The following is a 14772-nucleotide window of genomic DNA, read 5'->3' on the forward strand; positions in this document are numbered from 1 at the left end:
GATCTTGATCTACAACCAGGAGCGCCCGCACCTGTCCTTAAAATACAAAACGCCCGATGCGGTGCATCGGGCGTTAGAGTGAAACAGGTGTAAACCTATTTCAGGACTAGACACTACAAACCCAGTCTTACAACTTAGGCCCGGCAGCCTTGATCGCGTCGCTCACTTCGAACTTCTTGAAGTTCTCGATGAACAGACCGGCCAGTGCTTTTGCAGCTTCGTCGTACGCAGCCTTGTCAGCCCAGGTGTTGCGCGGGTTGAGCAGGTTGGTTTCGACGCCCGGTACGGCCAGTGGCACGTCCAGGTTGATGGTGTCCAGGTGCTCGGTGGCTGCGCCGATCAGCGCGCCGCTCTGGATCGCTGCGATCACTGCACGAGTGGTCGGGATGTTGAAGCGTTTGCCGACGCCGTAGCCGCCGCCGGTCCAGCCGGTGTTGACCAGGTAGACCTTGGAGCCGAAACCGCGGATGCGCTTGATCAGCAGCTCTGCGTATTCGCCGGCCGGACGCGGGAAGAACGGTGCGCCGAAGCAGGTGGAGAAGGTCGACTTGATGCCGCTGCCCGAACCCATTTCGGTCGAGCCCACCAGAGCGGTGTAGCCGGACAGGAAGTGGTAGGCCGCTTGTTCTTCGTTGAGGATCGACACTGGCGGCAGCACGCCGGTCAGGTCGCAGGTCAGGAAGATCACAGCGTTCGGCTCGCCGCCCAGGTTCTTCTCGGAACGCTTGGCAACGTGCTCCAGCGGGTAGGCCGCGCGGCTGTTCTGGGTCAGGCTGACATCGGCGTAGTCGGCGTGCTTGGCATCGTCAATCACGACGTTTTCCAGCACCGCGCCGTGCTTGATGGCTTTCCAGATGACCGGCTCGTTCTTCTCGGACAGGTCGATGCACTTGGCGTAGCAGCCGCCTTCGATGTTGAAGACAACGCCTTCGCCCCAGCCGTGTTCGTCGTCACCGATCAGGTAACGGCTTTCGTCGGCGGACAGGGTGGTCTTGCCGGTGCCCGACAGACCGAAGAACAGGGTAACGTCGCCTTCTTCGCCGATGTTGGCAGCGCAGTGCATTGGCAGCACGTCAGCGGCCGGCAGCAGGAAGTTCTGCACGGAGAACATGGCTTTCTTCATTTCACCGGCGTAACGCATGCCGGCGATCAGCACTTTCTTCTGGGCGAAGTTGATGATCACGCAACCGTCGGAGTTGGTGCCGTCACGCTCAGGTACGCACTCGAAGTTGGCGACGTTCAGCACTTGCCACTCTTCGCGACCGGCCGGGTTGTACTGAGCCGGGTTGATGAACAGGCAACGACCGAACAGATTCTGCCAGGCAGTCTGGGTGGTCATCTTCACGGCCAGGTAGTGATCTTCGGCCGCGCCTACATGCACGTGGGAAACGAAATGCTCTTGCGCGTTGTTGAATGCTTCAACACGAGCCCACAGCGCGTCGAACTTGTCGGCCGGGAACTTGCGGTTGATCGGGCCCCAGGCAATGGCAGCCTGGGTGGAAGGCTCTTCAACGATGAAACGGTCGACTGGCGAACGGCCGGTGCGGTGACCAGTGCGAACAACCAGAGCGCCGGTATCGGCAAGCTCGCCTTCACCGCGGTTCAGGGCTTCTTTTACCAGATCATCAACACTCAGATCGGTGTACACGGCGTTATTGGCTTGCGTCATGAGGTTCCCCGTCGGCCAGTGGCCGAGTGTGCTCCAAACGTTTTGTAGTAGAAAGTCGTGCACTACTACCGCGAAAAAAGTGGGCCGGATTATGCCAGAAAAGCCCAAAAAGAGTAGGGCCCTCCCGTCGTAACGGCGTTATTCCGTCGTTGAGCAGTGAATTTACCTGCGCTGAACCGTTTTAGTGCCGGGTATCTGACGGCGTCTCGACGCCCGCGCCAGCGAACAATTGAGCGATATCTGCCGCGTCGAACAGGTAGCGCTGGTTGCAGAACTGGCAATCGATCTCGACTTTTCCACCTTGCTCGGCCACGAGCGCCTGCGCATCTTCCAGACCCAGGCTGACCAGTGCATTGCCCGAACGCTCGCGGGAGCAGCTGCAGTGGAAGCGCAGTTTCTGCACATCGAACAGACGAACCTGCTCTTCATGGTAGAGGCGATGCAGAACCGTTTCGTTGTCCAGGCTCAACAGTTCATCAGCGGTCAGGGTGTTGCCTAACGCGGTGATGTGCTGCCAGCTGGCGGCGCGTTCTTCTTCGTCTTTCAGGCGATCGGCCGGCAGTTGCTGCAGCAAAAGGCCACGGGCACGACGGCCATCGGCGCAGAGCTTGAAGCGAGTGCCGACCTGCTGGGACATGACGAAATAGTTGGTAAAGCAGTCGGACAGGGTTTCGCCGTCGAGGTCGACGATGCCCTGATAACGCTGGCCGGCGATCGGGTCGACGGTCAAGGCCAGGACACCGTTCGGCATCAGGTCGCCGAGGGTCGCGTCGGCCGGAATCTGCTCGGCGTGATAGCGCGCCAGGCCACGGATTTCGCGCTCGCTGGAGCATTCGATCATCAGCAGCGGGATCGGGCCTTCGGAACGGGCCTGAAGAATCAGCAAGCCATCGAATTTCAGGGTGCCCACCAGCAACGACGCGGCAGCCATCAGTTCGCCCAGCAATTGCGCAACCGGTTCCGGGTACGGGTGCTTGGCGAGCACTTCGGCATAGCTGCGCTCCAGCGACACCAGTTCGCCGCGAGTGTCGCTGTCATCGAAGATGAAGCGTTGGGTGTAATCGGTATCGAGGAAATCGGTCATAGGTCTGGGTATCTGAATGTGATGACAAAATGGTTACAAAGAATGAAAATTCCGCGCTTCTGGCATCCTTTTTGATGCCGATGTTCAGCCACGGGAGGCATTTTATGAACAATCCGGGTTTGTTCCAATCAAGGTGGAACCTCGGCCGGCTGGTTCTGTGCAACATCGTGCCATTGGCACTACTGGCTTTCTGGTTATGGCCTACGGGTCAGATGCTGTGTGTGATTTTCGACGAGTGGCTATTCCGCACACTCAACGCACCGCTGGCCAGCAACCCCATATGGCTCCACATCTGGGCAATTGCAAGTCTGCGACCGTTCGACATCGTCGTCGGCCTGATTCTGCTGACGCTGCTGATCAAGGGTGATTGGGTGTTCAGGGCGATTGACGTGCGTCGCGCCTTTTTCGGATTTTTCTCGATCCTGCTGCTGATGGTGGTGATCCGCGCGCTGTTTTCCAAGTTCTCCGATCACATGGGCTGGCAGCACAGCAGTCCGTCGATGGTGCTCGAAGGCGCGGTGCATATCAGCGATTACTTCCCGCATATGGAAAAAACCTGGGAACTGAAGGATCGCTCGAGCCAGAGCTTCCCCGGTGACCACGCTTCGGTGCTGCTGATCTGGGCGCTGTTCATGGGCGTGTTCAGTCGCACGGTTGGCCAGTTCCTGGTGATCTGGGGCCTGGCGCTGCTGTTCATGTTGCCGCGCCTGGTCGCCGGTGCGCATTGGGGCCAGGACGATTACATCGGCGGCATGCTGCTGGCGGTGTGGGCATTGGGCTGGGGTTACTACACGCCGTTTGCTTATCACGCGGCGAATTTCTGGCTGAAGGTCACGGCGCCGGTTTTCCGGCTACTGGGCAAGCTGCCGATGGTTTCGCGGATGAGTGTGGTGTCCGCGCAGTAATCACCGGTTACTGAAAAAAACGCAGCCGCCGGCGGGTCTTGAACCCAGGCCGGCAGGCTGCGTTTTTTTTATTCGCCGCTACTGTTCCCACGAAATTTAAACAGATCCCGACGCTGCTTCTTGCTCGGTTTACCGTCGGTGGTCACGCCCAGAGCGCCTGCCTTGCGCATCGCCGCAGCCGCTTCACGTTTGGCAATACTCGCCTCGGTCTCGGCATACAGCGTCTGCGCCTCAGGTGCACCGCGACGCACGATCGACAGGGCCTGAACCACAACGGTCTTCTCGTCGAAGCCCGTGCGGATCTCGAACTCATCGCCAATGCGTGGCTCTTTGCCAGGCTTGCAGCGCTCTCCCCGACAATGCACCTTGCCGCTCTCGATGGCAGCCTTGGCCAAAGCGCGAGTCTTGAAAAAACGCGCAGCCCACAGCCACTTGTCGAGACGGACCTTGTCGTCCTCTTCCTGTTTTTGCGCCATATGAATTCCTCGTTCAGCCAGTAGTCGGAACTGTACTACCGATTCTGTCGGGCGCAAGAATCCGGCCCTCCAGATAAACTGTGATCTTCGCCGGTTCAACGGCATGGAGTGATCGAGTGACCAAATTTCCGTCTTCATTGACCTCGCCCAAGTCCGGGTGCCTGGGCTGCCAGCAAAGCGAGCCGCTGGGCTTCGATTTTTCGTTCGCTTATCAGCCCATCGTGGATCTGCGTGACGAGTCGGTGTACGCCTACGAGGCACTGGTTCGTGGTGCGGCCGGTGAAGGCGCTTTAACCGTGTTGGATCAGGTTACAGAAGATAACCGCTACCGTTTCGACCAGCTCTGCCGGACTCGCGCCATCGAAGGTGCAGCCCAGCTTAATATGCAGACACACTTGTCGATCAACTTCATGCCCAACGCCGTCTATCGTCCAGAGTTATGCATTCGCAGCACCCTAGAAGCCGCTAGGAAACACAACTTCCCGATCGACCGGCTGATTTTCGAAACACTGGAAAGCGAGCACGTAGATAACTATCGCCATTTGACCAATATTCTGCGTGAATACCGCGAATTCGGCTTCAAGACGGCCATCGACGATTTCGGTGCCGGTTATTCGGGGCTGAATCTGCTGGCCGATTTCCAACCGGACCTGATCAAGCTCGACATGGCGCTGATCCGCGATATCGACCGTGACCGTGTTCGTCAGGCTATCGTTCGGGGGATTGTCACAATCTGTGCGGAGTTGGACGTTACAGTCATCGCCGAAGGCATAGAGAGTGCCGGTGAACGGGATTTCCTGGCGGACTGCGGAATTTTTCTGATGCAGGGTTACTGGTTTGCCAGACCCGCATTCAAAGCGTTAGCCCAGGTGTCCCCTGAAGCGTGGACGCGTTAATCGTTGGTTTTTTCCATTGAAGACATTTGACCATTTGACCGTTATCGGTCTGCGCGAGTGGGTGGCGCTTCCGGATCTGGGAGTCGCCGGCCTTCGGGCAAAAATCGACACCGGCGCCAGCACCTCCAGCCTGCATGCCACCGACATCGAGCCGTTCGAACGTGACGGCGAGAAGTGGGTGCGCTTCACCGCGCACCTGGGCACCGTCGTGCAGTTGCGTCATCGGCGATGCGAAGCGCCGCTGGTCGCCCGCAAGACCATCAAGAGTTCCAATGGCCAGGCCCAGGTGCGCTACGTGATCAGCACCACCCTGGCCCTGGGTGATCGGGTCTGGCCGATCGAGTTCACCCTCGCCTGCCGCAAGTCCATGCGCTATCGCCTGTTGCTCGGTTCCAAAGCCCTGATCGACGGCCAGCTGGTGGTCAATCCGGGCATCAAATATGTACAAGACAAGCCGGTGTTCCCGGTATCTACCTCCTCCACAGGTGTTGCATGAAGATCGCTGTGCTGTCGCGGAACCCGCGTCTGTATTCCACCCGCCGTCTGGTCGAAGCCGGAACCGAACGCGGGCATGAAATGGTGGTGATCGACACCTTGCGCGCCTATATGAACATTGCCAGCCACAAGCCGCAGATCCACTACCGTGGCAAGCCGCTGGAGGGTTTCGATGCAGTGATCCCGCGGATCGGTGCGTCGGTGACGTTTTATGGCTGCGCAGTGTTGCGCCAGTTTGAAATGATGGGCGTGTTCCCGCTCAACGAATCGGTGGCCATCGCCCGCTCGCGGGACAAGTTGCGGTCGTTGCAGTTGTTGTCACGTCGGGGCATCGGCCTGCCGGTGACCGGGTTCGCCCACTCGCCGGACGACATTCCCGACCTGATCGACATGGTCAACGGCGCACCGCTGGTGATCAAGGTGCTGGAAGGCACCCAGGGCATTGGCGTGGTGCTGTGTGAAACAGCGACGGCGGCAGAGTCGGTGATCGAGGCCTTCATGGGCCTGAAGCAGAACATCATGGTGCAGGAGTACATCAAGGAAGCCGGCGGTGCCGATATCCGCTGCTTCGTGGTGGGTGACAAGGTGATCGCGGCGATGAAGCGTCAGGCCAAGCCCGGCGAATTCCGCTCCAACCTGCATCGGGGCGGCAGCGCCAGCCTGATCAAGATCACCCCGGAAGAACGCATGACCGCGCTGCGTGCGGCCAAGGTCATGGGGCTGGCGGTGGCGGGTGTGGATATCCTGCGCTCCAACCACGGGCCGCTGGTGATGGAAGTGAACTCGTCACCGGGTCTGGAAGGGATCGAAACCACCACAGGCAAGAACGTGGCGGGGATCATCATCGAGCATCTCGAGAAGAATGGCGGGCCGAACATGACCCGCACAAAAGGCAAGGGTTGAACCTTGATTCAGGCGGCCGCAAGGCCGCCTGAAACTTAAACCGCGTCTCGCGGCAGCATCAATCCCAGCGGCAACCGAACCCGTGCTTCCAGCCCGCCACCGGAGCGGTTGCGCAGTTCGACATTTCCGCCGTGCATCGAAGCAATCCGCTTCACAATCGCCAGTCCCAGTCCGGTGCCCTTCCCGCCCCGGGCACGATCGCCACGGGTGAACGGGTTGAAGATCGCCTCAAGTTCGGAAGGATCGATCCCCGCCCCACGGTCCATCACGCTCAGCACTACGTACGGCGCACTGGTGTCACCGGACACATAGGCCGCGACGTCGACGCTGCCGCCGGCATGATTCAACGCGTTGCCGATCAGGTTGTTCAGCAGACGCTTCATCGACACCCGACGCAACGGGAACGGCTGGATCGGTTCCAGGCGCAGGCGCACTTTCTCTTCAGTCTGGTTGTAGGGCGCCGCCACTTCACGCACCAGATCGCTGAGGTCTACCTCTTCCACCGACTCGTCCCGACCATCGCGAATGAACGCGAGGAACTGGTCGAGAATCGCGTCCATGTCTTCGATGTCGCGCACCATGTCGTCGGTCAGGTCGGTGCGGTCGCCCATCAACTCCAGTGACAGCCGCAAACGGGTCAGCGGCGTCCGCAAGTCATGGGATACCCCCGCGAGCATCAGCTCACGCTCGCGACCGGCCTGCTCAACGTCTTCGGCCATCTGGTTGAAGGCACGATAAACCTCGGCCATCTCGCTGGGGGTGTCGCTGATCGGCAGGCGCACGCTGCGGCCCTGGCCGAGTTGCCGGGCGGCGTAGACCAAACGCTTCAGTGGTTGGTTGAGCTGGCTGACGAAAATCCACGCAGACGCCGTGGACAGCAGACCGATCGCCAGGAACCAGCCGAGCACGTTCCAGATTTTCTGGCCACGCAACGGGTGCGGGTACAACGGCACTTTCAACCAGCCATCACCGAGGCTCGGCGCGCGAACCCACAAGGCCGGTGGCGAGTGCATGCGCAAGCGCACTTCGGTGTCGGCACCCAGTTCCGCCTGCATCTGCCGCTGGTAGATTTCGCTGTACGGCCAGTGCTGTTCGCCTTCCGGCACACCGGCACCGACCACCCGGATCAGGGTCGCGGCATCGGCGATTTTCGCGCGGTTCTCTTCGTCGGCGGCCCAATAGGCGCGCAGCGTCAGGGCGACGCCGTGGCTGTATTGGCGATCCACCAGCACGTCCTCGTTCATCAACAGATAAACCAGGGTCAATGCCTTGGAAAACAATACGACGATGAGCACCAGCCACAGGGTGCGGGAGAAAAAACTTTGGGGGAACCAGACGGGGGTTTTCATGGATAACCGCTACACACTTGCAGGAGCGAGCAATGCTCGCATATTGCGGATTGCGAGTCTGCGCGGACGGCGTTTCCGACCGTTTCCCGCAGACCCGCTCCTACAAATCACCCATCACTTGGTGGAGTTGCCATCCGGCACGAACACGTAACCGACACCCCAGACAGTCTGGATGTAGCGCGGCTTGGACGGATCAGGTTCGATCATCCGGCGCAGACGGGAAATCTGCACGTCGATGGAACGCTCCAGGGCATCCCACTCACGGCCACGGGCCAGGTTCATCAGCTTGTCGCGGGTCAGCGGCTGACGGGCGTTCATCACCAGGGCCTTGAGTACCGCAAACTCACCGGTGGTGAGCATGTGCACTTCGTCGCCGCGTTTGAGTTCGCGGGTGGCCAGGGACAGCACGTAGTCGCCGAACGTGACGTTTTCTTCTTCACTGCCCGGCGCGCCTGGCACCGGCGCGGCCTGACGGCGCAGCACGGCTTTGACGCGAGCCATCAGCTCGTCCGGGTTGAACGGCTTGGCCAGATAGTCGTCGGCGCCCAGTTCCAGGCCCTTGATACGGCTCAGCTCGTCGCCCTTGGCGGTGAGCATGATGATCGGAATCTGATTGTTCGCGCCACGCAGGCGGCGGCAAGCGGTCAGGCCGTCTTCGCCCGGCAGCATCAGGTCGAGGACGACCAGGTTGAACACTTCACGCGACAGCAGACGATCCATCTGCTCGGTATTCGGTACGGCGCGGGCACGGTAGCCCTTGCTGACGAAAAAGCGTTCCAGCAGGCTGCTCAGCCCCGGATCGTCGTCAACGATGAGAATTTTTTCGCCTTCAGCAGTTTGTGCAGTGCTGCTCATTGGATGCTCCTTTTAGCTCGGCGCGCATTATGGCGTAGCTGTCGTTATACGCACCGTGTGCATTGTTAGCAGATTTTTCCTTCACTGCCAGAAAACCGGGGCTTGTGCCTACAGACTGCGTCGCCCCCGAATGACAGAACGCTGGTTATAATGCGCGGCCTTTTGTGTCAGGCAACGTCTGAATCGTTACCGCAGGTGGCCGTCCTTTATTTTCATGGGCGCCGCAGTAATTGTTCGATTTCACGGGTCAATGGGATGCCTTTTGACCCAGGCAGCGGCCAGCATCAAGCCGCCCCACCAGACTCCGGGCCTTCATTTACGCGCCTGCGAGCCTGCTTTCACAATTTGTCAGGTGGTTTTATGGACAGCATCAACAGCCGCATCGCCGAGGAACTCGGCGTACGCCCACAACAGGTCGAAGCGGCCGTCGCGCTACTCGATGAAGGCTCTACCGTTCCCTTCATCGCCCGTTACCGGAAAGAAGTGACCGGCAGCCTCGATGACACCCAATTGCGTCATCTGGAAGAGCGTCTGCGCTACCTGCGAGAACTCGACGAACGGCGCATCAGCATTCTTTCCAGCATCCAGGAGCAGGGCAAACTCACCCCTGAGCTGGAGCGCGAAATCAAACTCGCCGACACCAAGACCCGCCTCGAAGACTTGTACCTGCCGTACAAGCAGAAGCGCCGCACCAAGGGCCAGATCGCCCTGGAAGCCGGCCTCGGCGAACTGGCCGACGGCCTGTTCAACGACCCGAGCCTGGCCCCGGAAGCCGAAGCCGCACGCTTCGTCGACGCCGAAAAAGGTGTGGCCGACGCCAAGGCAGCGCTGGAAGGCGCCAAGTACATCCTCATGGAGCGCTTCGCCGAAGACGCCAACCTGCTGGAAAAACTGCGCACCTACCTGAAGCAGGAAGCCACCCTCAGTGCCCGCGTGATCGCCGGCAAGGAAGAGGAAGGCGCGAAATTCCGCGATTACTTCGAACACGACGAACCGCTGAAAAGCATGCCGTCGCACCGCGCGCTGGCGATTTTCCGTGGCCGCAACGAAGGCATTCTCAGCTCCGCGCTGAAAGTCGGCGAAGAGCTGCCGGGCACCCTGCACCCGTGCGAAGGCATGATCGGTCAGCACGTCGGCATCCAGAACCAGAACCGTCCGGCCGACAAATGGCTGGGTGAAGTGGTGCGCTGGACCTGGAAGGTCAAGCTCTACACCCACCTGGAAACCGACCTGCTCGGCGAGCTGCGCGACGGCGCCGAAACCGAAGCGATCAACGTGTTCGCCCACAACCTGCACGACCTGCTGCTGGCCGCCCCGGCCGGCCCGCGCGCCACTCTGGGCCTCGACCCGGGCCTGCGTACCGGTTGCAAGGTCGCGGTGGTCGACTCCACCGGCAAGCTGCTGGATCACGCCACGGTTTACCCGCACGTGCCGCATAACAAATGGGATCAGACCATCGCCATTCTGGCCGCTCTGTGCGCCAAGCACTCGGTCGACCTGATCGCCATCGGCAACGGCACCGCCAGCCGTGAAACCGACAAGCTGGCGATCGAACTGATCAAAAAATACCCAGCGATGAAAATGACCAAGGTCATGGTGTCCGAAGCCGGCGCATCGGTGTATTCGGCATCGGAGCTGGCAGCCAAGGAATTCCCGGATCTGGACGTATCGATCCGTGGCGCTGTGTCCATCGCCCGTCGCCTGCAGGATCCACTGGCCGAGCTGGTGAAAATCGATCCGAAATCCATCGGTGTCGGCCAGTACCAGCACGACGTGTCGCAGCTGAAACTGGCGCGCGGTCTGGACGCCGTGGTCGAGGACTGCGTGAACGCCGTGGGCGTGGACGTGAACACCGCGTCCGTGGCGCTGCTGGCGCGGATCTCCGGCCTCAATGCGACCCTGGCGCAGAACATCGTGACTCACCGTGACGAACACGGCGCGTTCAAGACTCGCGCCGCGCTGAAGAAAGTCGCGCGCCTGGGCGAGAAAACCTTTGAACAGGCCGCTGGCTTCCTGCGTGTGATGAACGGCGACAACCCGCTGGACTCCTCGGCCGTTCACCCGGAAGCCTATCCGCTGGTGCAACGCATCGCCGCTGAAACCGACCGCGACATTCGCTCGCTGATCGGCGACGCCTCGTTCCTCAAGCGCCTGGATCCGAAGAAATTCACCGACGAGACTTTCGGTCTGCCAACCGTCACCGACATTCTGCAAGAGTTGGAAAAACCGGGCCGCGACCCGCGTCCGGAGTTCAAGACCGCCGAGTTCCAGGAAGGCGTCGAAGACCTGAAAGATCTGCAACTGGGGATGATCCTCGAAGGTGTGGTGACCAACGTGACCGCGTTCGGTGCGTTCGTCGACATCGGCGTACATCAGGACGGTCTGGTGCACATCTCGGCGCTGTCGGAGAAGTTCATCAAGGATCCACGCGAAGCGGTGAAGGCCGGTGATGTGGTGAAAGTGAAGGTCATGGAAGTCGACATCCCGCGCAAACGCGTCGGCCTGTCGATGCGCATGAGCGACACCCCGGGCGAGAAGATCGACGGTGCCCGCGGCTCGCGTCCGGGCTCGGCGCCACGCCAGTCGCAGGGTTCGGCTCCGCGCAAGGAAAGCACCCCCGCGGCTCCGGCGAACAACGCCATGGCGTCGCTGTTTGCCAACGCCAAGCAGTTGAAGAAACGCTGATGGACATTCCGGCCGGGCTCGTCGAGAGCGCGTTTTTCAAGCTGTTGGGCTGCCGCCTGCACAGCCTGGAAACCGGGGTGGCGCAAGTCGCCCTGGCGCTGGAACCCGAACTGCGCAACCGCGGCGGCAAGCTGCACGGTGGCGCGCTGTTCAGTCTGGTGGATATCGCCATGGGGCTGGCCTGTTCCAGCACCCACGGTTTTGACCAGCAGAGCGCGACCATCGAGTGCAAGATCAACTACATCCGCGCCGTCTCCGAAGGCGAGGTGATGTGCACGGCGCGGGTGATCCACCCGGGCCGGCGCACGCTGGTGGTCGAAGCCGACGTGATGCAGGGCGACAAACTGGTCGCAAAAGCGCAAGGCACGTTCGCTGTCCTGTAGATGTTGTTCATCATTTTGAGTTAATTTCGGCGCTGTGATCGCAGCGTCGGAGTTTTCCTCGCCCGCGTCTGCCAGATTCAGGGACTGAAGTTGGCGTTTCCAATGGGGCTTTCATGGCCCGAAAACCAGGCGAAAACGCCAGTTTCAACTTCACCCTTGTAGACCGTCCTGCCCACCCCCATATTGGGGCGACTGACGCGTGAAGGAATCCAAATTGAGCGAACTTCTCAACCGCCGCCTGGCTCTGCTCGGCGAGCGCGCTAACCTCTCTCTGCTTGAGCAGTGCCTTCACGGTATCGAACGTGAATGCCTGCGCGTGACCGGCGAAGGCCGCCTGGCCCAAACGCCACACCCTGAAGCACTGGGTTCCGCGCTGACCAACGAACAGATCACGACCGACTATTCCGAGTCGCTGCTGGAGTTCATCACGCCCGCCCTGCCAGACCCGGCCGACACCCTGGCCAGCCTGGACAAGATTCATCGCTTTGCCTACAGCAAGCTCGGCAACGAGTACCTGTGGAGTCCATCGATGCCGTGCCCGTTGCCGGCCGAGGAAGACATCCCGATCGCCTATTACGGCACCTCCAACATCGGTCAGCTCAAGTACGTTTACCGCAAGGGCCTGGCCCTGCGTTACGGCAAGACCATGCAGTGCATCGCCGGGATTCACTACAACTTCTCCCTGCCGGAAAAACTCTGGCCGCTGCTGAAAGAAGCCGAAGGCTTTGTCGGCACCGACCGGGATTTCCAGTCGTCATCCTATATCGCGCTGATCCGCAACTTCCGGCGCTACAGCTGGCTGCTGATGTACCTGTTCGGTGCTTCGCCGGCGCTGGACGCGGGTTTCCTGCGCGGTCGTGCGCACCAGCTGGAACAGCTGGATCCGGACACCCTGTACCTGCCCTACGCCACCAGCCTGCGCATGAGCGACCTCGGTTACCAGAGCAACGCCCAGGCCGGTCTGACCCCTTGCTACAACGACCTGGCGAGCTACACCGACAGCCTGCGCAAAGCGGTGGCGACGCCGTACGCGCCGTACGTCGAAGTCGGCACGCATCAGGATGGCGAGTGGGTGCAACTGAACACCAACATCCTGCAGATCGAAAACGAGTACTACTCCAACATCCGCCCGAAACGCGTGACTTACACCGGCGAGCGGCCGATCCAGGCCTTGATGGCCCGTGGCATTCAGTACGTCGAAGTACGCTGCCTGGACATCAACCCGTTCCTGCCGATGGGCATCGACCTCACCGAGTCGCGCTTCCTCGACGCGTTCCTGCTGTACTGCGCGTTGAACGAAAGCCCGCTGCTGACCAACAATTCCTGCGGCAACGCCACCTCCAACTTCCTCAGCGTGGTCAAGGAAGGTCGTCGTCCGGGCCTGCAATTGCAGCGCGACGGGCAACCGGTCGAGCTGAAGGAATGGGCCGCCGAACTGCTGGAAAAAATCGCTCCACTGGCGGCGCTGCTGGATCAAAGCCATGGCGGCGATGCCCACAGCAAGGCACTCGATGCGCAGTTGGCCAAGGTCAAGGATTCGTCCCTGACACCTTCGGCCCAGGTGCTGGCGGCAATGGCTGCGCACAAGGAAAGCTTCGCGCAATTCTCCCTGCGCCAGAGTCAGGCTCACGCGGAGTTCTTCCGCAGCGAGCCGTTGGCGGCTGAGGAACAGGCGAAGTTCGAAGAACTGGCGCGGTCTTCGCTGGCGCAACAGGCTGAGCTGGAGCAGAACGAGGTGGGCGATTTCGACGTGTTTGTCGGGTCGTATCAGGCGAGTATTCTGGCGATCAGCAACTGATCGTTTGTCCTTGATCGTTCCCACGTCGAGTCGTCGAACCGTCCGCGTGGTAACGCCTCCCGACGATGATCGTTCCCACGCTCCGCGTGGGAATGCCTCAAGGGACGCGGAGCGTCACAAGCCGAATTCCCACGCAGAGCGTGGGAACTATCACCTTCTCTCCCAACTATCACGTTCTCTCCCTTAGATTTTTCCGCTCATAAGCTCATTCTAAAAAGTTATTTATTTTTAGATTCTTAGATCATTTAGTCTCCTTTCACGCCGACGCTCGGTCGCCTGATATGGAGCTCTTCAATGAAACTGAATTTCCCGCTTCGCCTGCTGGCCGTGGCCTCTCTGGCTGCCGCGAGTTTCCTGGCTCAGGCCGCCGACCTCACCGTCGCCTACCAGACCACCGTTGACCCGGCGAAAGTCGCCCAGGCCGACGGCGCCTATGAAAAAGCCACCAAGGCCGACATCAACTGGCGCAAATTCGATAACGGTGCCGACATCATTGCCGCCATCGCCTCCGGCGACGTGCAGATCGGCTACCTCGGTTCCAGCCCGCTGACCGCCGCGATCACCCGCAAAGTCCCGGTGGAAACCTTCCTCATCGCCACCCAGATCGGCGCCGCCGAAGCGCTGGTCGCCCGCGACGGCTCCGGCATCAAGACCCCGCAGGATCTGGTCGGCAAGAAAATCGCCGTGCCGTTCGTGTCCACCGGTCACTACAGCCTGCTCGCTGCGCTGAAGCACTGGAACATTGATCCGTCGAAAGTCACCGTCCTCAACCTCGCCCCGCCAGCGATCATTGCCGCGTGGAAACGCGGTGACATCGACGCCACTTACGTTTGGGATCCGGCGCTGGGTGTGGCCAAGGAAAACGGCAAAGTGCTGATCACTTCCGGCGAGCTGGCCAAGTTCGGCGCACCGACCTTCGACGCCTGGATCGTGCGCAAGGACTTCGCCGAGAAGCACCCGGAAATCGTCACCGCATTCGCCAAGGTCACCCTCGACGCCTACGCCGACTACCGCAAGGATCCGAAAGCCTGGCTCGCCAACCAGAGCAACGTCGAGAAGCTTGTGAAGCTTTCGGGCGCCAAGGCCAGCGACATCCCATTGCTGCTGCAAGGCAACGTCTACCCGCTGGCGGCGGATCAGGTCAGTGACCTCGGCGCGCCGACCACCAAAGCCATCACCGACACCGCTGCGTTCCTCAAGGAGCAAGGCAAGGTCGAAGCGGTACTGCCGGACTACGCGCCGTACGTCAGCGCCAAGTACATCACCAACTGATC

The 14772-nt window shown here is 60.6% G+C and carries 13 protein-coding genes; 8 read left to right on the top strand and 5 right to left on the bottom strand.

The window, feature by feature from the left end:
• Positions 1–127: 127 nt before the first annotated feature.
• Together AC1Q9F_RS23945 and hslO are read right to left on the bottom strand one after the other, a co-directional pair.
• The gene (locus AC1Q9F_RS23945; protein ID WP_007952682.1) at positions 128–1669 is read right to left on the bottom strand and encodes a phosphoenolpyruvate carboxykinase; all 1542 of its coding nucleotides are present in this window, start codon (positions 1667–1669) and stop codon (positions 128–130) included.
• Between the two features lie 181 nt (positions 1670–1850).
• Entirely contained in the window at positions 1851–2753 is a 903-nt protein-coding gene (gene hslO / locus AC1Q9F_RS23950) for an Hsp33 family molecular chaperone HslO (RefSeq protein WP_085608616.1), read from the bottom strand.
• A gap of 104 nt (positions 2754–2857) precedes the next feature.
• Here hslO and AC1Q9F_RS23955 point away from each other — a divergent pair, with 104 nt between their 5' ends.
• The gene (locus AC1Q9F_RS23955; protein WP_492621121.1) at positions 2858–3658 is read left to right on the top strand and encodes a phosphatase PAP2 family protein; all 801 of its coding nucleotides are present in this window, start codon (positions 2858–2860) and stop codon (positions 3656–3658) included.
• A 68-nt stretch (positions 3659–3726) separates the two neighbouring features.
• Here AC1Q9F_RS23955 and AC1Q9F_RS23960 read toward each other — a convergent pair whose 3' ends face one another.
• Positions 3727–4134, bottom strand: a complete 408-nt coding sequence (locus tag AC1Q9F_RS23960) for an RNA-binding S4 domain-containing protein (RefSeq protein ID WP_007952687.1) — start codon at positions 4132–4134, stop codon at positions 3727–3729.
• Between the two features lie 116 nt (positions 4135–4250).
• Between AC1Q9F_RS23960 and rimA the strand changes: the two genes are divergently transcribed.
• Genes rimA through rimK form a run of 3 tightly spaced genes read left to right on the top strand, consistent with a single transcriptional unit; the run spans position 4251 to position 6428 of the window.
• Entirely contained in the window at positions 4251–5030 is a 780-nt protein-coding gene (gene rimA / locus AC1Q9F_RS23965; protein ID WP_492621120.1) for a S6 modification regulatory phosphodiesterase RimA, read from the top strand.
• Between the two features lie 16 nt (positions 5031–5046).
• Positions 5047–5526: a retropepsin-like aspartic endopeptidase RimB gene (gene rimB, locus AC1Q9F_RS23970; RefSeq protein WP_011331964.1), complete on the top strand. Its 480-nt coding sequence runs from the start codon at positions 5047–5049 to the stop codon at positions 5524–5526.
• Positions 5523–6428 carry a 30S ribosomal protein S6--L-glutamate ligase gene (rimK, locus tag AC1Q9F_RS23975; RefSeq protein ID WP_007949201.1) on the top strand — a complete coding sequence of 302 codons (906 nt, stop codon included), beginning with the start codon at positions 5523–5525 and terminating at the stop codon, positions 6426–6428. The genes rimB and rimK overlap by 4 nt, the downstream gene beginning before the upstream one ends.
• 35 nt (positions 6429–6463) lie before the next feature.
• On the opposite strand, the gene AC1Q9F_RS23980 is transcribed toward rimK, so the two are convergent.
• Positions 6464–7777: an ATP-binding protein gene (locus AC1Q9F_RS23980; RefSeq protein ID WP_007952691.1), complete on the bottom strand. Its 1314-nt coding sequence runs from the start codon at positions 7775–7777 to the stop codon at positions 6464–6466.
• Positions 7778–7891: 114 nt separating this feature from the next.
• Entirely contained in the window at positions 7892–8632 is a 741-nt protein-coding gene (ompR, locus tag AC1Q9F_RS23985; protein ID WP_007952694.1) for an osmolarity response regulator transcription factor OmpR, read from the bottom strand.
• Positions 8633–8992: 360 nt separating this feature from the next.
• Here ompR and AC1Q9F_RS23990 point away from each other — a divergent pair, with 360 nt between their 5' ends.
• The 4 genes from AC1Q9F_RS23990 to tauA all read left to right on the top strand — a co-directional run bounded on the left by AC1Q9F_RS23990 (position 8993) and on the right by tauA (position 14770).
• Positions 8993–11317: a Tex family protein gene (locus AC1Q9F_RS23990; protein WP_115076179.1), complete on the top strand. Its 2325-nt coding sequence runs from the start codon at positions 8993–8995 to the stop codon at positions 11315–11317.
• Positions 11317–11700, top strand: coding sequence for a PaaI family thioesterase (locus tag AC1Q9F_RS23995; RefSeq protein ID WP_007952699.1), 384 nt, complete (start codon positions 11317–11319; stop codon positions 11698–11700). Before AC1Q9F_RS23990 ends, AC1Q9F_RS23995 begins: the two co-directional genes overlap by 1 nt.
• Before the next feature lie 214 nt (positions 11701–11914).
• Positions 11915–13498, top strand: coding sequence for a glutamate--cysteine ligase (gshA, locus tag AC1Q9F_RS24000; protein WP_007952700.1), 1584 nt, complete (start codon positions 11915–11917; stop codon positions 13496–13498).
• Positions 13499–13792: 294 nt separating this feature from the next.
• Entirely contained in the window at positions 13793–14770 is a 978-nt protein-coding gene (gene tauA, locus AC1Q9F_RS24005; protein WP_375744887.1) for a taurine ABC transporter substrate-binding protein, read from the top strand.
• Positions 14771–14772 lie beyond the last annotated feature (2 nt).

The organism is Pseudomonas sp. GW823-FHT04A03, from assembly GCF_058796615.1.

What these genes read in the sequence shown, in the direction of transcription:
- AC1Q9F_RS23945 (WP_007952682.1), bottom strand. Translation starts at nt 1,669, where the DNA reads ATGACGCAAGCCAATAACGCCGTGTACACCGATCTGAGTGTTGATGAT.
- hslO (WP_085608616.1), bottom strand. Translation starts at nt 2,753, where the DNA reads ATGACCGATTTCCTCGATACCGATTACACCCAACGCTTCATCTTCGAT.
- AC1Q9F_RS23955 (WP_492621121.1), top strand. Translation starts at nt 2,858, where the DNA reads ATGAACAATCCGGGTTTGTTCCAATCAAGGTGGAACCTCGGCCGGCTG.
- AC1Q9F_RS23960 (WP_007952687.1), bottom strand. Translation starts at nt 4,134, where the DNA reads ATGGCGCAAAAACAGGAAGAGGACGACAAGGTCCGTCTCGACAAGTGG.
- rimK (WP_007949201.1), top strand. Translation starts at nt 5,523, where the DNA reads ATGAAGATCGCTGTGCTGTCGCGGAACCCGCGTCTGTATTCCACCCGC.
- AC1Q9F_RS23980 (WP_007952691.1), bottom strand. Translation starts at nt 7,777, where the DNA reads ATGAAAACCCCCGTCTGGTTCCCCCAAAGTTTTTTCTCCCGCACCCTG.
- ompR (WP_007952694.1), bottom strand. Translation starts at nt 8,632, where the DNA reads ATGAGCAGCACTGCACAAACTGCTGAAGGCGAAAAAATTCTCATCGTT.
- AC1Q9F_RS23990 (WP_115076179.1), top strand. Translation starts at nt 8,993, where the DNA reads ATGGACAGCATCAACAGCCGCATCGCCGAGGAACTCGGCGTACGCCCA.
- AC1Q9F_RS23995 (WP_007952699.1), top strand. Translation starts at nt 11,317, where the DNA reads ATGGACATTCCGGCCGGGCTCGTCGAGAGCGCGTTTTTCAAGCTGTTG.
- tauA (WP_375744887.1), top strand. Translation starts at nt 13,793, where the DNA reads ATGAAACTGAATTTCCCGCTTCGCCTGCTGGCCGTGGCCTCTCTGGCT.